The 18215-nt window shown below is 43.7% G+C and carries 17 protein-coding genes; 3 read left to right on the forward strand and 14 right to left on the reverse strand.

Going from position 1 to position 18215, the window contains the following annotated elements; translation table 11 throughout:
* Positions 1-59: 59 nt before the first annotated feature.
* Both B3763_RS04760 and B3763_RS04765 read left to right on the forward strand, forming a co-directional pair.
* Positions 60-3122 (forward strand): SusC/RagA family TonB-linked outer membrane protein, encoded by a 3063-nt coding sequence (locus B3763_RS04760; RefSeq protein WP_286744231.1) that lies wholly within the window; start codon positions 60-62, stop codon positions 3120-3122.
* A 25-nt stretch (positions 3123-3147) separates the two neighbouring features.
* On the forward strand, positions 3148-4497 hold the full coding sequence (locus B3763_RS04765) for a RagB/SusD family nutrient uptake outer membrane protein (protein ID WP_189628504.1): 1350 nt from the start codon (positions 3148-3150) through the stop codon (positions 4495-4497).
* Between the two features lie 79 nt (positions 4498-4576).
* Here B3763_RS04765 and B3763_RS04770 read toward each other — a convergent pair whose 3' ends face one another.
* The 6 genes from B3763_RS04770 to B3763_RS04795 form a co-directional block, all read right to left on the reverse strand.
* Positions 4577-5521, reverse strand: coding sequence for a tetratricopeptide repeat protein (locus B3763_RS04770; RefSeq protein ID WP_286744234.1), 945 nt, complete (start codon positions 5519-5521; stop codon positions 4577-4579).
* On the reverse strand, positions 5522-7105 hold the full coding sequence (locus B3763_RS04775; protein WP_286744236.1) for an amidohydrolase family protein: 1584 nt from the start codon (positions 7103-7105) through the stop codon (positions 5522-5524). It lies immediately after the preceding gene.
* A gap of 73 nt (positions 7106-7178) precedes the next feature.
* A complete protein-coding gene (locus B3763_RS04780) occupies positions 7179-7547 on the reverse strand; it encodes a hypothetical protein (protein WP_189628501.1) in 369 nt (122 codons plus the stop codon).
* A 127-nt stretch (positions 7548-7674) separates the two neighbouring features.
* A complete protein-coding gene (locus B3763_RS04785) occupies positions 7675-8421 on the reverse strand; it encodes a carboxypeptidase-like regulatory domain-containing protein (RefSeq protein ID WP_286744241.1) in 747 nt (248 codons plus the stop codon).
* Between the two features lie 50 nt (positions 8422-8471).
* On the reverse strand, positions 8472-8855 hold the full coding sequence (locus B3763_RS04790) for a hypothetical protein (RefSeq protein ID WP_286744243.1): 384 nt from the start codon (positions 8853-8855) through the stop codon (positions 8472-8474).
* Positions 8852-9415: an RNA polymerase sigma factor gene (locus tag B3763_RS04795; protein WP_286744245.1), complete on the reverse strand. Its 564-nt coding sequence runs from the start codon at positions 9413-9415 to the stop codon at positions 8852-8854. Before B3763_RS04795 ends, B3763_RS04790 begins: the two co-directional genes overlap by 4 nt.
* 293 nt (positions 9416-9708) lie before the next feature.
* On the opposite strand from B3763_RS04795, the gene B3763_RS04800 reads away from it, so the two are divergent.
* Positions 9709-10080, forward strand: a complete 372-nt coding sequence (locus B3763_RS04800) for a DUF6249 domain-containing protein (RefSeq protein ID WP_189628497.1) — start codon at positions 9709-9711, stop codon at positions 10078-10080.
* Between the two features lie 146 nt (positions 10081-10226).
* On the opposite strand, the gene B3763_RS04805 is transcribed toward B3763_RS04800, so the two are convergent.
* From B3763_RS04805 to B3763_RS04840, 8 genes are all read right to left on the reverse strand, one after another.
* Positions 10227-11765, reverse strand: a complete 1539-nt coding sequence (locus B3763_RS04805) for a YifB family Mg chelatase-like AAA ATPase (RefSeq protein ID WP_286744248.1) — start codon at positions 11763-11765, stop codon at positions 10227-10229.
* Positions 11752-12339, reverse strand: coding sequence for a D-sedoheptulose 7-phosphate isomerase (gene lpcA / locus B3763_RS04810; RefSeq protein WP_189628495.1), 588 nt, complete (start codon positions 12337-12339; stop codon positions 11752-11754). The genes B3763_RS04805 and lpcA overlap by 14 nt, the downstream gene beginning before the upstream one ends.
* A 65-nt stretch (positions 12340-12404) precedes the next feature.
* A complete protein-coding gene (locus B3763_RS04815; protein WP_189628494.1) occupies positions 12405-14237 on the reverse strand; it encodes an ABC transporter ATP-binding protein in 1833 nt (610 codons plus the stop codon).
* Positions 14238-14276: 39 nt separating this feature from the next.
* Positions 14277-15938, reverse strand: coding sequence for a hypothetical protein (locus tag B3763_RS04820; protein ID WP_286744251.1), 1662 nt, complete (start codon positions 15936-15938; stop codon positions 14277-14279).
* Between the two features lie 127 nt (positions 15939-16065).
* Positions 16066-16530 carry a hemerythrin domain-containing protein gene (locus B3763_RS04825; RefSeq protein WP_286744252.1) on the reverse strand — a complete coding sequence of 155 codons (465 nt, stop codon included), beginning with the start codon at positions 16528-16530 and terminating at the stop codon, positions 16066-16068.
* Between the two features lie 24 nt (positions 16531-16554).
* Positions 16555-17280, reverse strand: a complete 726-nt coding sequence (ric, locus tag B3763_RS04830) for an iron-sulfur cluster repair di-iron protein (protein ID WP_286744254.1) — start codon at positions 17278-17280, stop codon at positions 16555-16557.
* A complete protein-coding gene (locus tag B3763_RS04835; RefSeq protein WP_286744255.1) occupies positions 17264-17719 on the reverse strand; it encodes a hypothetical protein in 456 nt (151 codons plus the stop codon). The genes ric and B3763_RS04835 overlap by 17 nt, the downstream gene beginning before the upstream one ends.
* Positions 17716-18069, reverse strand: a complete 354-nt coding sequence (locus tag B3763_RS04840) for a group III truncated hemoglobin (protein ID WP_286744257.1) — start codon at positions 18067-18069, stop codon at positions 17716-17718. Before B3763_RS04840 ends, B3763_RS04835 begins: the two co-directional genes overlap by 4 nt.
* Positions 18070-18215: the final 146 nt, after the last annotated feature.

The raw sequence follows: 18215 nt of genomic DNA on the forward strand, positions 1-18215 counted from the left end.
GCATTTTTTTCTAGAGTGTTCTGATGCCTTTACCATTTATGTAAACTAACCACTGAATTATGAAGAGAAAACTACTGATGTTTTTTGCTCTCGTGTTTATAGCCTCCGGGCTTTGGGCACAGAGTAGGGCGATCACCGGAAAGGTGACCGATGAAACGGGGGAAGGGTTACCTGGCGTAACCATTCAAATCAAGGGAACGTCCCAAGGGGTATTTACTGATGCCGATGGGCAATACCGTATAACAGTTCCAAGTGCAGAGTCAATTCTTGTCTACAGCTTTGTGGGCTTTGTTACTCAAGAAAGCCAAGTGGGAAACAGAACCAACATTAACATACAGCTAATGCCAAGTGTAACATCTGCCGGTGAGCTGGTTGTAGTGGGTTATGGTTCGCAAATTAAGCAAGACCTTACGGGTAACATTGTATCTCTAAAGGCCGAGCAAATTGAAAACACACCAGTACCCAACTTTCAACAGGCCATTCAGGGCCGTACCGCAGGCGTTTTTATTGAAAGCGAAAACGGTAAAGTAGGCCAGGGCATTAAGATGAGAATTCGTGGGGCTACCTCCATTACAGGTTCGAACGAGCCGCTATATGTAATTGACGGTGTGCCAGTAACTACCCAGAGCCAATCCTCATCTTCTTCTCAAACCAGCCCGCTGGCCGATATCAACTTCAATGATATCGAGTCTCTTGAAATCCTGAAAGATGCTTCTGCAGCAGCAATTTACGGTTCCAGAGGTGCCAATGGAGTAGTAATTATTACAACCAAAAAAGGTAAGGCCGGAAATACAAGAGTGAACCTCAATATTCAACAAGGGTTTAGCCGCCCCACCGGTAAAAAGGACTGGCTCAATGCTGAAGAGTATATTGAGCTATTCACCGAGGCAGCATATAATTCTGATTTGTTGGAAGGCTTCGACCCGATTAATAATCCGGCTGATTATCCCGGATCATGGTTGCAGTTTGCCGAAGGTAGATTCGACCGCTATTCCGGTTGGTCTGACTGGAGAAACAATGAAACCGATACAGATTGGCAAGACCTTGCCTTCCAGGATGCTACTAGCACGCTCATCGATGTGTCGGCTAGCGGAGGATCAGACAAAACCTCATTCTATATTAGCGGAAGCTACTCAGATCAGGATGGTATTCTTATAGGAAACAACTTCCAGAGAACCTCTGGCCGAATTAACCTGGACCATCAGGCTACCGATAAACTTAAGTTTGGTATGAACTTGTCTTTGGCCAGAACCATTAACGACAGGGTTGCCGATGACAACGCTTTTGCCACTCCGCTTCAGTTGGTTGCTTTGGCACCAATCACTCCTGTGAGAGACCTCAATGGTCAATTATACGACAGGCCAACCACAACCTATTACAATGGGTTAATTGAGAACGAAGACGCTGAGTTTATTACCACTGTTTTCAGAAACATCGGTGCCGTGTATGCCACATACAATGTAATGCCGGGTCTTAAGGTGACAGCCGAATATGGCATTGACCTCCTGGATCAAAACGAAGATAGATTCTGGGGAAAAAGAACATTTACCGGCCAATCGGTAGATGGTCAAGGCTTCTCTCGTTGGGTGCGAGTGCTCAACAATACCTCTAAGGTTTATGCCAATTTTGATAAATCTTTGAGCAATGGCCACGACCTAAGTGTAACAGCAGGTTCGGAGTATCAGTATTCAAGTACCGATGTGACTAGCGTAACCGGAACAGGTTTTGCCGTAGACGATCTGAAAAAAGTGGCTAGTGCAGCCGAAATTACAGGTGGTACTTCAACACTAACTCAGTTCTCATTCCTCTCTTATTTTGCCAGAGTAAACTATAAAATCAACAATAAATACCTCTTCTCAGTAAGTGGTCGTGTTGATGGTTCTTCGCGATTTGGTGAGAACGAGAGATACGGTTTCTTCCCTGCAGCCTCGGCCGGATGGATACTCTCTGAAGAGTCTTTCTTAAGTGATGTTTCAGCCGTTAGTTTCATGAAATTGAGAGCCAGTTATGGGGCTACAGGTAATGCCGGTATCGGTAACTTTGGTCACTTGGGTCTTTATGGAGGATCGGCCTATGCAGGCGATTCAGGCTTGCAGCCTACCCAAATTCCTAACCCTGACCTTACCTGGGAAACTACCAAACAATTCAACGTAGGTATCGACTTCGGTTTGCTCGAAGATAGAATCTCGGGAGAGATTGATTACTACGTGAAGAACACAGAAGACCTTCTGTTGAACGTACCGGTTCCTGGTACTTCAGGCTTCAATAGCCAGTTGCAGAACATTGGTGAAATGGAAAACAAAGGTTTCGAGTTTGTATTGAACACCTCCAATGTGAGAACAACTGACTTTGAGTGGAATACCAGCTTCAACATTGCCCGAAACAGAAACAGAGTAAAAGCACTCGATGGAGATCAGGAACTGATTGACTCAGGTAGCTCAAGATGGTTGAACGTTGTAAAGGTTGGTGAGTCAATTGGTGTGTTCTATGGAAGAGAGTTTGCCGGTGCTGACCCAGACAATGGAGATGCCCTTTGGTATCTCAATACCCCGGGTTCTGAAAGAGAAACAACCAACGACTTCAACGCTGCAGCGCGTGTTGTTTTGGGAGATCCTAACCCAGACTGGATTGGTGGTTTAACCAACAACTTCCGCTTCAAAGACTTCGATCTGAGCATTCTGCTTCAGTTTGTAACCGGAAACCAGATATATAATGGTGGTGGAGGGTTCCAGTCTGCTAATGGAGACTGGTTCGATAACCAAACCAGAGATCAGCTGAACAGATGGCAACAGCCGGGAGACATCACCATGGTACCACAAGCCAGATTGGCCTATGGTAATGGTGTACAGGCCTCAAGCCGTTATTTGGAAGACGGTGATTATCTCCGCCTGAAAAACGTGACACTTGGTTACAATGTGCCTTCAAGCGTGTTGGAGAAAGCTAACCTCAGAAGCTTGAGAATTTACATGACAGGAATCAACCTGGCTACATTTACCAACTATTCCGGTTGGGATCCAGAGGTAAACACAGATTACAGATCTAGTAACATCAACCAGGGTAATGATTTCTACTCTGCGCCTCAGGCTAAGACACTTACTTTCGGTCTTAATGTTGGATTCTAAGATGATGGACGTAAAGAGAAACAAAATGAAAAAGACAGTTATACATAAATTTTTAGCACTGGTAATTGCTATTGGCTTGGCCTCGTGCGATGACAAACTTGATTTGTCTCCTGCACAGAGTATAGATGAAGGACAGGCACTTACCACTGATAGCAACGTGAAATCCGTGCTCGTGGGTGCATACAACGACCTGGGTAACGGAAGTTTGTTTGGTGGCAATATTCTGAGAGATTCAGAATTGCTTGCGGCCAATGGAGAGATTAGATGGGCCGGTACTTTTAACGGACCAAGAGAAATCTTTAACAAGTCTATGACCGTGAATAATGCCGATGTTACAGGTGAGTGGCTTCAGGCTTACAGCGCCATTAACATCGCCAACAACGTGTTATCGGCTATTGATGTGGTAAATGCTGCCGATAGAGACAGAGTTCGGGGAGAAGCCCTCTTTATCAGAGGAGTGCTATACTTTGAACTAGTGAAGTTTTATGCACAGCCTTACTCGGCCGGTAATGTGAACAGCAACCTTGGTGTTCCGCTGGTTTTAGAGCCAACAAGGGCCATCAGTGAAGATAGCCAGGTACCTAGAAACACGGTTCAGGAGGTGTACAATCAGGTAATAAGTGATCTTACAACGGCCGAAAGCCTGTTGCCTTCTTCTAATGGCATTTACGCTACCGATGCTGCGGCTGCAGCCATACTTTCGAGAGTATATCTTCAAATGGGAGATTATGCGAATGCAAGAGATGCTGCGCATAGAGTAATAACCAGCGGTAACTACTCGCTCACCAATACCTATGCGGGTGCATTTAACAATGACAATAACTCCAGCGAAGATATTTTTGCTATTCAAGTGAATAATCAGGATGGGGTGAACAGTATGAATACATTCTTCTCTATTCCTTCTTTTGGTGGTAGAGATGGTGATGTAGATATACTACAGGCCCACTTAGACTTGTACGATCCGCTAGATGATCGCCTTGACTTATTCTATATGGGTAACGGAGCCATGCGAAGTGGTAAGTGGAACAACCAGTTTGGTAATGTAACCATGGTAAGATTGGCAGAGATGTACCTAACCCGTGCAGAAGCGAACTTCAGAGAAGGTACCAATGTAGGTGCAACTCCATTGGCTGATATTAACAGAATCAGAAACAGAGTAAACCTGCCTAGTTTGTTGGTAGTTACTTTGCCAGATATTCTGTTGGAAAGAAAGCTGGAATTGGCTCATGAAGGACAGGCTATTCACGACTTGAAAAGACTACAAGGAACGGCCGATGGCTTTGCCTATAACGCTCCTGAAATGGTATACCCGATACCACAGCGAGAGATGGATGCAAACCCTAGTCTTGTGCAGAACACCGGTTATGGCAACTAGAATTGAGTCTTAAAACTTTAGATATAAAAAAGAGGGTGTATTAACACCCTCTTTTTTTATCACTTCTTTACAATAATAACTATTGCAATCGGCTCAAATCGGCCTCTGCAGCTATATAGCCAAACGCGGCCCAGCTTGTACCATTAACAACGTCTTTAAAAATGCGCTTAGCAGTAGCAGTATCACCTTCATAAAGATACCAATTGGCAACACCGTACCCTTGAGTAGCCAGACTCAAAGCCACATCGGCATTGTCTGTTTTAAAAAGTTCTTCTGTCTTTAGCTCTCCTTTGTACATGAGCAGCCTTTTCATGTAGCTGTCATTTTCGATAATCTCCCAATCGCTGTTCAGCGAATTCAAAAGGGCATTGGCTTCTTCTGTTTTACCCTGTCTTCTCAGGGTCATGTAAAGCCAATCCATAGTAGCCACTTTCAGGTCAGGATTGTCGGAGTATTCCATACACTCTTTATAAATAGACTCTGCTTTATCGAACTCACCTTTTAAATAGTGGGCCAGGCCATAGTGATATAAAATATTGAACTGTGTATTAGAAAGCGGGATATTGAGCGCATTAGGTGCCCCATCGGGTTCCGTTTCCATGGTGTCTTTGGGCATAAGTTCATAAGCTTTGGCAAAATCACTAATGGCTTTGTCGAACTCACGAAGACTCACATACCGGTGGCCACGATGACGATACATTTTATAAGAGGAAGGAAAAGCTTCGATACCCTCACTAAACACTTCTATGGCTTTTCTATAGTCCGACAGGTAGGCATATCTTCGGCCAAGCCAAATGGTATTCATTTCCGTTGGATTTGCAAGGTAATTGGCCTTGGCTTCATCTAAATTGGCCATGAGCCGGGCTTCTGCTTCTACAGACCTTTCAGGAATTTTGAGAGAGTCTCCCAATAATGATAGAGCCTGAAAGTGTTCGGGAGTGTAAACCTCCGGCTTGGATTGTTTACAGGATGCCAGACAAAAAAAGGCTGATACAATCAGCCCTGTAGAAATATATTTTTTCATCTATTTGTGAGTAAGTTTAAAGGTCATTCCATTCTTTTTTTCATCTACCATGCGTTTTACATCTTCCAGAAGTTGCTTGGCATCGTATATAATTCCGTCTTTAATGGTGTATTTAACTCCACCGGCTCTTTCAACCTCATTGTTATCATTTAACCTAATAAAGCCTGTTCCATAGAGCATCTTCAGGTTTTCGAGTGGGTTTTCTTCCAGAATCACAAAGTCGGCATACTTTCCAATTTCTACTGAACCCAGCATATCGTCTGCGCCTAAGGCTTCGGCTCCATTAAGTGTGGCCGACATGATTACTTCAAGAGGATGAAAACCTGCTTCTCTCAGGAGCTCTAATTCGCGAATGAAGCCAAAGCCATAGAGTTGGTAAATGAACCCTGAGTCTGATCCGGCTGTAACCCTTCCACCTCGATTTTTATATTCGTTCACAAAGGTCATCCAAAGCCTGTAATTTTCTTTCCAGGCCACTTCCTGTTCCGTACCCCATGAGAACCAGTAAGAACCATGCGACCTGCGGCTGGGGCGGTAGAAATCCCACAACGAAGGTAAAGTGTAGGTCTGGTGCCACTCGGCCGTATATGCTCTCATGAGATCACGGCTGGCTTCATATATGTTGAATGTAGGATCCAGGGTAAAGTCCAAAGCAATAAGTTCGTTCATTACCTCATTCCATTTTTCAGAATACGGGGGAGCGGCTTGTTTCCATAGCCTGCCCGCTTCTCCAAAACGATCTTGCTCGTTTCGGTAGTTATAATCCAGGCTGTAATTCTGAATTTTCCTATCCGTAAACATCGCTTCGGGCAGTCCATACCAATGTTCCATAGAGGTAAGTCCGGCCCTGGCAGAATTAAGGACATTCCAACGCACTACATCCATTTGTGCATGATGCATGGCCGACCGAAGCCCAAGTTTTTTATTTTCTTCCAATGCCGCCTGCATAATGTCTGGAGCAGCACCAAAGAATTTAATGCCATCAGCTCCGTTGGCAGCGTTTTGCCGCACCCACTCTCTGGCTTGCTGGGGGGTCGATATGGGTTCTTTTGCTCCCTGGCCAAAGCCCGTATAGGCAAAAATGCGAGGAGCGGTTATTTCATTGTTGGCGCTTTTCTTTTTGTGCTCCAGCACCCAATCTAATCCGTTTCCTGCAGAAGGGTCTCGAATGGTTGTAATGCCATGAGCGAGCCATAGCTTAAATACATATTCGGCTGGTGTTCCCTGTCCGGTGCCACCAATATGTCCGTGCATATCAATAAGCCCTGGAAGAAGGTACATGCCTTCGGCATCCAGTTCTTTATCGCCCGCAGCTGCTTTAGGACGACCACGCTCATTGATGGGCAGACCAGGGTAACCTACATTGTAAATACCCTTGATTATGTTCTTCTCCACTACTATATCTACCGGTCCCGTGGGAGGAGCTCCGTTGCCATTGATGAGTGTTACACCTCTAATGATAAGTTTGTTGAATGGGCCTTCTCCTTCCGCTCTGGGAGGGGCTTTCTCAATCTGGGAGAAAAGCGGTTGCGCAATAAAGAGGGCAAAAACCAGAAAGGTGAGCCCATAGGTAAGTTTCTTCATAAAATAAAAGGTTGACGATTTCAATTTATTGATTTCGCCAACCTTTAACAATACTGTTTATTTAAGCTGAGTATCAGCTAGATCCCTTCTTTTTAATTCGGGTTAAGTTTAGGTCTATGGATTGACCTCCCTGAGACCATTTTCCAACAAACTTGTCGTCCTTCAACTCGCCTTCGTACTGGCCTCCATACTGTTGAATCGTCATTTTAATTTTATTATTGGCAAAGACTACCTCATCCATTTTAAGTCCGTAGGTATCCTGATCGGGGCTATCCATAGTAGCACTAAGTTTTCCTTCGCTATTGACAATGTGGAAGACTATCTTGAGGCTTACACCAGGTGCTGTGATAGTTCCTTCCCAATTTCCGGCTGCTTTGTTCAATTCGTTGCTCTGCGGCAAAACCATCAGAAATCCGAAAAGCATAGACATTAAAACTTTCATAAGCTCTTTCTTTAATGTTCGATATTACGAAAATTGTACCAAAGCCAAGGGGTAAATAAGGCTAGAGGAATCTGAGTGACCTGAACGCAACTTAAAGCTGACTATAGTGCAATGCCTTTTGTTTTAATTACCTTCTTAAAAAAGCCTTGTACCTTTCTAATATAAGAAGTGTAATTTCATATTCGGTTTTACCAATGATTTGCCCATCCAGAAAATTGCAAAACTCCATAAACTCGTCAATTACACGGTCGTCTATGCGTGTTACTCGTTTTACAAGTTCTTTATTGAAGTATTTTTCTCTTTCGGCTGCTCTTTGTTTCCTAAAGGCATCGGCCTTGCTAAACTCGTTGAGAATCTGTTTTTGTTTAAGTGTTTTGTCAAAACTGTTGAGAAAACCGGTAATAACAACTCCTGCTTCACCAGTGGTGAGAGGTAGTGTTTGAGGGCGGCTCCAGTCTCTTGGTACAGCGGGTAGTCTCACTCCAATGTCTAAAGTGTCTCGTTTTGGGCGCTTTAGGTAGAAATGATCGCTTAGCTCAAAAATTTCTAAAGAGTCAAGATCATACACTGCCGGGTTGAGTTTGAATATACTTACCTCAGAAAAATTGGTGTTTGAAGAGTCGAGGCCAATAGTGAGAGTTTCATAGCCTATTGAAGATATTTGAAGGGTATCTCCCAGCGAGAGATGTAGTCTAAAAGTACCCTTGCCTGTGGCTCCCATTCCCTGCTGCTTATTCTTGATGAGAATACTGGCGTATGGCACAGGGAAACCAGTTTTAGAATCTAATACTACACCGCTCAAGGGTTGGCTCTCCTGTGCTTGTAATAACAGGGTTGTGGCCAACATGACAATTAGGGAGTAGCAGGTTCTCATGGCATGAACAATACCACAAGTTGTATAATTGACCTGTTCCTGAAAAACTATTAACCGTTTTTAACCCTGTGATTCGACTTGTCCAGAATTTTGTAGAAGACCACCGATAACCACAAGGCAGCCACAAGAAGTGCAAAATAGTAGAGGTAATTTAGGTCTATGTTTATTCTGGGTAGTTGAATTGTATTGAACGCAAAGCTACCTTCTCCTAGCTGGTAATTAACACCGCCAACTGTAATGATGAGCACAACTGGTACAACAATAAATAGGGCAAAGAGAACCTTAACCCACATAGGCGTACGAATGGATCGGGCGCGCTCATAGACCTGCACTTGCTCCAATACTTTACGGTTAAAGCTCAGTGAAGGCTCTTCTAACCCTTCGTTTCTAAGAAGTTGCTTTAGTTGCTCATCTGAAAGTTCGAACTTACTCATAATAATGACCTAACCTCTGTATCTAATAGCTTTTCGAGTTGAGCAAGTAGCCTTTTTCTTGCTCTGTGCAATCTAACTTTAACGTTGGATAATTCCCAACCTGTGATTTCGCAAATCTCTACCAGTGAATTTTCATTAAGGTAAAACAAGGTGATCACCACCTGATCCTCTTCAACCAGTCGGTGTAGCGCTTGCTGAATGTAGCTGCTTCTTTCATCTTTTCGTAAGGTATTCCAGGAAGCAGATGATTCACTGGCTTCAACCGAATTTTCTACGGTATGCGAGTCTAATTCTTGTATGCTGATCTGTTTTTTACGCAGCCTTGTAAGAGCAGTGTTGTATACTATGGTATATAACCAGGTAGAAAACTTAGATTTTCCTTCGAACTGGGATATGTTCTTATATGCTTTTACAAATGCGTCTTGAGTTACTTCCTCAGCATCTTCCCGGTTTTTCAAAAGCTTTATAGCTAAAGTAAAAGCCATTGCCTTGTGCTCATCAATGAGTGCATTGAATGCAACCATATCGCCCTGTTTTACCCTAGCGATGATTAGTTCCATTGCGTATAATTCATTGTGGCTTTTCACTTTGCTGCGTTTGACTACATTTGAAAGAATAAGGTTACAGGCCTAGTAGATTTTTAGGGTTTCTTTAAAAAGTTTGCCTGACACAGTTGGGTAAATAAGCCCTGGGATAGCAGGGGGTGCATTACGATTTAAAAAGAAATCACCATAAGGTTTGCAGGCAGAACAAGTGGAAGTTACGAATTATTTCATGAGCAGAAATACCGGCCCAAACTGTAACCTACTCAGCGGAAGCGGCATCAAAGCTAGCAGAACGAAAAATAACAATTATGGAAGCAAGTACAGTGTTTGCGGTATTTCTGATACTAACCATCGGTGGGGCAGTGGCTCTAATCTACTACTACTATCACACCCGGCATAAGGAGAGAGTACTACTTATAGAAAAGGGGGCAGATGCCAAGCTGTTTAACATTGAACCCAGAAAGAAAAACTACTTCTTTATAGTAGTGTTGGGTATTGTGTGTATATGTATAGCCTTGGGTATTATGTTAGGTTTTGGCCTCGAAGCCCTGATGAACGATTTAGGATGGATGGATAAAAGGGGAGATAATCCCGGACCATACTTTGTAAGTTTGTTTTTAATGCTTGGGTCAGGATTTCTATTTTCTTATTTCCTCAATAAGAAAATAAATCAAGGTTAGTTGGGGCCGATTTGGATAACAGTCTTCTTAACTTAGGTCTTGCCTGGTTTAAGAAGACTGTTTGCTTTCCAATTGCTTATTTCCAAATAAGGCCGTACAAAGAAACCTGAAATACGTTGTAGCAGTATCTTCCCTGGCTTGCTAGGTTACCCGGCCCAGCCTTCTCTGTCGAGGCTGCGGTATTGAATGGCTTCTGCCAAATGTTCAATACCAATGCTTTCTTTTCCGTCAAGGTCGGCAATAGTGCGGCTCACTTTCAATATTCTGTCGTAAGCTCTTGCCGAAAGGCCTAGTCTTTCCATAGCTGTTTTGAGCAGGGTTTTTCCGGCCTCATTAATTTGGCAAACTTCTTTAACCATCTGGCTGCCCATCATGGCATTGGAGTGAATACCCAGGGTTTTGAACCGCTCACGTTGTATGTCTCTGGCGGCAATCACACGTTGTCTAATCTCTTCGCTACTTTCTGATTTCCGATTTTGGGTCATCTGATCGAAAGAGACAGGAGTTACTTCAACATGGAGATCTATGCGATCCAATAATGGGCCGCTTACTTTATTGAGGTAGCGCTGTACCTGGCCAGAACCACAAACACACTCTTTTTCCGGATGGTTATAGTAGCCACAAGGGCAAGGGTTCATACTGGCTATGAGCATGAAATTGGCAGGAAAGTCAACTGACAGCTTGGCCCGGCTAATGGTTACTCTTCGCTCTTCCAAGGGCTGACGCATTACTTCCAAAACCGTACGTTTAAACTCAGGAAGTTCGTCCAGAAATAGCACCCCGTTGTGTGCCAACGATATTTCTCCTGGCTGAGGTACTCCACCGCCACCCACCAGAGCCACATCAGAAACCGTATGGTGAGGGCTTCTGAAAGGGCGTTGAGTGATTAGCTGAGCATTCGATCCTAATTTTCCGGCCACGCTATGGATTTTGGTGGTTTCCAGTGCCTCTTGAAGATTTAAGGGAGGTAGAATGGAAGGCAATCGCTTGGCAAGCATGGTTTTACCGGCTCCCGGAGGGCCAATCATGATCACATTATGCCCACCAGCTGCGGCAATTTCCAAAGCCCTTTTTATGTTTTCCTGACCTTGCACATGGGCAAAGTCAGCCTCATAATCATTCAGTTGATTGAAGAAGTGTTCGCGCGTATCGTAGGTGATCGGCTCTATCGGTCTGCTTCCATCTAAAAACTCAATGGCCTCAACTAAGTTGGTTACTCCGATAATATCCAGATTGTTGACAATAGCCGCTTCATTGGCATTTTCCAGAGGAAGAATAAAGCCCTTGAACCCATTCTTCCTAGCCTCAATGGCAATCGGTAAGGCTCCCTTGATGGGTCGAAGTGTTCCGTCCAGGGCCAGTTCACCCATAATGACATACTTCTCCAAGTCATCGGCAATAATCTGACCGGAAGATTTTAGCACACCCAGTGCGATAGGTAAATCATAGGATGACCCTTCTTTCCGAATATCGGCCGGAGCCATGTTTACCACCACCTTCTTGCGGGGCATTCGATATTCAAAGTATTTAAATACCGACTCTATGCGGTGCTCGCTTTCCTTTACGGCAGTATCGGGCAGACCAGAAAGCCAAAACTTGGTTCCATCGACAATGTTGACTTCGATGGTGATAATCTGGGCATCGACCCCGAAAACGGCACTTCCATATCCTTTAGATAACTCCAACGGTGTGTTTTTCTATTAACTGAATGATTATGTGTATTACCTTAATGTGTACTTCTTGTATTCTATCGGCATAGCCAAAATGCGGAACCCGTATTTCCACATCGGCCAGTTCAGCCAGTTCGCCTCCATTTTTGCCTGTTAGGGCCACAATTTTCATTTTCTTTTGTTTGGCCATGGCGGCAGCCCGTAAAATATTATTGGAGTTGCCGCTGGTGCTTATGGCTAAGAGTACATCGCCCGGTTTGCCCAGGCCTTCTATATAGCGCGAGAAAATTGCGTCATAGCCAAAATCATTAGAAACGCATGATATGTGGCTGGGGTCTGAAATGGCAATGGCCGGAAGGGCCTTGCGGTCTTCCCGATACCGTCCGGTAAGCTCTTCGGCAAAATGCATGGCATCGCAGTGAGAGCCTCCGTTTCCACAGCTAAATATTTTTCCTTCTTCCAATATAGCATCGGCCATGAGTTGTGCGGCCGTTTCTATAGCCTCAATGTTGGTTGAGTTAGAAAGAAACTGGTCCAGCACTTTGGCGGCTTCCTTTAACTCATTAACAATAAGTTCCTGATTCTCCATTTCGTGTAAGGTTCTCTAATATAGTTTAATTGGCCAATAATAAGCCAATAAATGCTTGAATTAATCTAAACTGACTGCATGTTGATCAGCTTATGATAAATGCCCTTTAAAGCAATAAGTTCCTGATGGGTTCCTTGTTCTACAATACGGCCTTTATCCATTACCACTATTTTATCGGCATGTTGAATGGTGCTTAACCTGTGAGCAATTACCAAAGACGTTCGGTTTTTCATGAGGTTGGTTAGTGCCTCTTGTACCAGCTTTTCCGATTCAGTATCGAGTGCTGAAGTAGCTTCGTCCAAAATTAGAATGGGCGGATTTTTCATAATGGCCCGGGCAATGCTAATGCGTTGCCTTTGGCCTCCTGAAAGCTTACCACCTCGTTCACCAATGCTGGTTTGGTAACCTTCGTCCAATTCCGTAATGAATTGATGGGCATTGGCAATTTTAGCGGCCTGCACAATATCTTCTTCGCGAGCATTGGGCTTAGCAAAAGCTATGTTTTTGGCCACTGAGTCGTTGAAGAGTATAGACTCCTGGGTAACAATACCCATTAGGTCTCTCAGCGAGTTAATATTTATTTCACTTACCGGCACACCATCTATGGTAATTTGCCCATCGGTTGGGTCGTAGAATCGCGGTACCAAATCGGCTAGCGTAGATTTTCCGGCTCCAGAAGAGCCCACCAGTGCCACAGTTTCCCCTTTTTTAATGGTTAGGTTGATGTTCTTAAGTACCGGCTCCTTTTCATAGGTGAAGCTCACATTGTCAAACCTGATTTCCTGGTTGAAGCTGTTGAGGATTTTGGCTTGCGGATGGTTCTGAATTTTTGGTTTTTCATCGATAAGCCTAAAAATCCTTTCTGCCGAAGCAAGGCCTCTTTGGATATTGCTGATGCTTTGAGAAATGCTTTTGGCCGGGTTAAGAATTTGGCTAAAGACTATAATATAGGTAAGGAGTTGCTCTGGCTCAAGATCGCTTTTTTCACTGAGCACGAGGTTACCGCCTACTACCAGCAAAGTAGCTACTACAATAATGCCCAAAAACTGCGATATGGGAGAGGCCAATTCGTTTTTGCGCGCCATAGACATGCTAATGCGCTTGTATTGGTGGGTTTCTTTATTAAAAAGGTCATTCACATAAGCCTTGGCATTAAAGGCTTTGATAACCCGCATGCCTCCAAAAACCTCATCCATTAGATTCACAATTCGGGCCAGAGACTCCTGGCTCATAATGGCTTTCTTTTTGAGTTTTTTTACTATTTCTGAGATCACAAAACCCATTACCGGAAAAAAGACCAGTGTGAACAGAGTAAGCTTTACAGAGGTGACAAATAAGAAGATGAGATAGACGATAATGGTGGCTGGCTCTCTAAAAAATACTTTAATGGAGCTCACCAGGGTGACTTCAATTTCCTGCACATCGTTGGTCATGCGCGACATTATGTCTCCCTTTCGTTCACCGGCAAAAAAGCCCATGTGCAAACCGGAAGTGTTCAGAAATACCTTGTCTCTAATTTTTTGGATGACCTCTGCCCTGAGGTAGCCCATAATTACATTGGAAAGGTATGTGAAGAGGTTGGACAGAAAAGCAGAGATGCCAATAACAATACTCACATAAATGAGCATACTACTTTTACCATAAGCTTCTCTCACTTCCAGAAGCTTATGGTAGAAAAGGCTTTTAACATAATTTATGCTTACCTCAAACTCTCCGACCGTTGCCAAAGCCTGCATTGCTTCTGCCCCTTTGGTATCGAAGATTACAATAAACAGCGGCTCCAGAAGAGCCAGGTTAGTAAGACTGAAAATAATAGCCAAAAGAGCCAGTACCACATACTGCGGAAAGTACCGATGGTAGGGTTTGGCAAATGAAATAATGCGTCCGTATGTACTCATGCGCTAATTGGCGGGCAAGTTAGGCAATAAATGACATTCTCAGAACTCATGTTCTCTTTGAGGCAGGTTCCAGCGCAAAGAAAGCAAGCTTATGAAGCTATTGGATGAGCGTGAGGCCAGGTCGCTGGTCTTGTTGCGGTAAATGGTTTTTAAGTCAACAAATACATTATGCAATAGCATGTAGCTTCCGGTGAGGTCTATGTAGGTTTGGTTAGTACCAATACCCTGGCCAATACGAATGTTGTTGTTTCCAATACGATCGTCCGTGTCGGCCAATACGTTTCCTCCATAGTTCATGCCATTTCCGTCTTCGCCATATTGGCTGTAAATGAGTTTTCCACTCACGTACAACCGGGGCAGGGGTTGATATCTACCCGCCAAAATAATCTCCTTAAAATTGGCTCCCAGGGGGTGCGCCAAAGGGTTTCTGTAGTTAGAGTAGCTTAAAGCCGGCCTTTCATAAGCATAGAAGTAAGGCCTGGCCACATTAAACTCTGCCTGCAGGTCCAGATTCGGTACATTGAAGGCATCTATATATTTTCCTCCCAACTGAACACCGAATTTATTTCGCCAGCTTCCTCCGGCTCTGAGCTCGCTGATCACAAACTCATCGAACACAAACTGACCATAGAATTGATATTTCTGCTTCAGATTCAGCTTAAAATCCATCCCTACCAAGGTGTTGTCCGGGCTGCCCTGGTTTTGTTCCACAGATCTGTAGAAGATAATTGGGTTGAAATAATTGATGTTGGAGCTGTCGGCCACCACCGCTTCAAAAAGTCCGATTTCAAGGTTATGAAGAATGCTTACATCAATTCTATGGGAAGCCAGAAACTTCTTGGGGTACTTGCCATCTCCCGGGTTCTGACCAGCGAAAATGATATCTTCAGTCAGCTCGGCAAACAGATTGGTGTATTTAAAAGGTCCCAGTTGGGTGGTGATTTTTCCAAAAAGCATGGGGCTGGAAAAGTCTGAGAGCATCAGAGACCTGAGTCCATTGCCCATAAAGTGCTTGTCGTAACCGGTTTGAATGTTGATGCTCTTAGTCAGATTGAAGGTGAGGTAGCCTCTGGCATGAAAGAAGTCCCAGGTCCTGGAGTTGCCTTCTCCATCTTTCCAGAAACCTTCATAAGGAAAGGCCCTCTTCTCTCGGATAAAATCATAAACGTAGTCTGGAAACCTGGCCTGAGTGGTGGTGAGCATAGAGTAGAAGCCCACTTTGCCATCTATTTCTCCCTGAATTTCAGCCCCCCTGGTATTGGTGTAGAGAATCTGATCTTCATCTCCATCTTTGCCTACTGTGAAGGTCATGGCCGGGTTAACCCTTAGAACGAAATCGTTGGTTTGGTACACATAGAAATCAGATTTCCGGTCATACATCAGGTCCCACCAGCTTTTGGGGTTCGCATTGTATTTAGATTTGGTAGTGTACCAATTATCATTCATCAAAAACTCATAGTTGAATTTGTCTTGAGCTGATAGGCCATCGTAACTGCCCTCCATTCCTAAGAGAAAATTGGAGAGTTCAACCCTTCTCAATGGTTTCAGAGTGGTTTGAATGCGGTTTTCTTTAGTGCCGAACTTGATCTGGAATCTATCTATTAGAGAATAGTAATCCCGATTGTAAGGAATAAATGTGTTTTGTGCCTGAAGGCAGAAAGCTGAAAAACCTAGAATAAGGGTAAAAAGTAGCTTTTTCATAGTCGGAAATCAGGGTGAATATAAGAGTTAGTGCGGTAAAAGCTGAAACGACAATTAATAAAGCATTACGATATTTTGACTATTTGAGAGGTTTAACGAGGTGGAAATCTAACCCTCGGTTGAATCCTTAAATCCAAAATGGGTCTGAATTGTCTTCTTCAAATTGAGTTTCTGAGTGCATAGTATCAATAAGTTTCAGTTGACTATCAGACGCTATTTTTTGTATCTCCTGAAAAACGATACGCTCTTCAAAACGGATGTGCTTTTCCAACTCTTCTTCTATCAAACTTAGGCTCTTTACAATATCATCCTCGTCTTCAAAAAGCCTAGAAAGCCTTCGGTGTTCAGAAAGGCACTTCTTTATCAGTTCATTGTCCTTTCCCAAAATAGGGAATATGTGTTCTTCTTCTGCGGCAAAGTGAGGAAGGAGATAATTGGTATAGAACCAATCGGTATGTCGCTTGATTCGTTGGGGGTCAATATCGCCTAAAAAACCTTTACGAATTTTCCAGCAAAGCATTAGACCGTGATGATGCTCCCGACTGAATGGCTGAAGTGCTTTATGGCGCTTGAGAGGTTTGCGTTCGGACATTTGGTTCTTCTTTTAGCTCAAATTTTAGGTGGTTAGTTGCTTTTCCATGGCAATGGCTTTGGGGAAAAGAATATTGTTTTCTAGGTGAATATGCAAATGAAGGTCTTCTTCGAACTCTTTCAGTAAGGCATATGTGACCATGTAGGTATTGCAGGCATCGGGTGGGGGAACATAGCTGTTGCTCAGTTTTTTGATTTGGCGAAAACGCTCCCCTTCGGTGTCATGCTCGTGCATCATGGTTTGAACTGGGTTTTCAATGGTTCCGAAGTGTGGAGGACGTTCCTTTATCTCTTCCGACTTTGAAGTCATCATTCTTCTGATAAAGGGAAAGAGTATTAGCTCCTCTTTTTTCATGTGCATGGCAAGTTCGCCAGCAGAGGCATTGAAAAGTGATTCAATGGTTGATAATTCTGGGTGTTGAGCCCCGTGCACCGACACAATTTTTGCCAAATACTGTTTGATGACGGGTAACTTTTCTTCAACATATCGATGATGTTTTTTTTCTATATAATCGCAGAGAAGGTCAATCGGCCATTGGTCATATTCAGTTTTTTCTCCTGTTGGCTGCCGATTAAGTGCCTCCAAAGCTTGTTTTAATGTGCCTTTGGAAACTTCACTTTCGTTGCAGGCATCTTTGAGGGGTCTATTTCCTCGGCAGCAAAAATCTATACCAAACGACTCAAATACTGAAGCGGTTCTGTAGTCTTCCGCTACGATTTCACCAACTGTTTTTTCAAATAGTGTTTTCATTGTTTACTCTTTTAAATAAGCTTATACCATAAATTGTGAGACACACCACCTTAATGAATTCTGCTCCCACATAGTAGAAATGAAGGTTAGAAGCGGGAGGTGTAGTGTTGTTAATATACATTTCAGCCCGTGCATCGAGAGCTGGCAACATCCAGAAGCTTTGTGTGAGCAAAATACCCAAGGCAATGGCCAGTGGCATCTGTTTAAAAGACAAGGCTCGTTTATGTTGAAGTAGCTGCCAAAGCAGCGCGACAGCAAAGACCCATTCAACCTTGTTCAGTACTCCGAAAACGAGTCGTCCTATACCAAGGCCCAGCGGCAATGTAATTCCCGGTGCCCTGAATTTGAGCCAAGCTTCCATAAAACTGATGGCGCAGACAAAGCCAACCCAGAGAAAGACTGTGATTACGGAGATGGGAGATTGTACTTTCGTATTCATAGCAAGGGTTTTGAATTTCTGGATTGATAGTATTCAATCTTGAACAGGAACATTTCGGCCATTTTTTTTGCTCGCCATTTCGCTTCTTCCGCTTTTTCTCCTTCGAAAAGTTCATCGACTGTTTTATAGAAAAGGGCGATCCATCGTTCGAAATGGCTTTGATCAACCGGCAAGCTTGAATGGGGAGAAAATGGACTACCATAATATGTATGTTCTGCCAAAAGGACAGTTTGCCAAAATCGGTACATTTTCTCTAAGTGCTCTCCCCAACGATCTCCGATCTTTTCTTCAAAGATTTCTGCTAACAGATCATCCCTTCTTACCTTATCGTAAAAGGTATCTACCAGCATTTTTATTTCGGTTATTGTTGCTATCTCCATGGCTAAAAGAAGGATTTGTACAAGTCAGGGTTCCAGAACCTGACAAGATAGAAAAGGGCAAACCCCACGAATGAAATCAGCAAAGCCCAAACCCAAGCTGGAATGGCTTTTGGAGT

The sequence above is a fragment of the Roseivirga sp. UBA1976 genome, assembly GCF_002336325.1.
GTDB lineage: Bacteria > Bacteroidota > Bacteroidia > Cytophagales > Cyclobacteriaceae > Roseivirga > Roseivirga thermotolerans.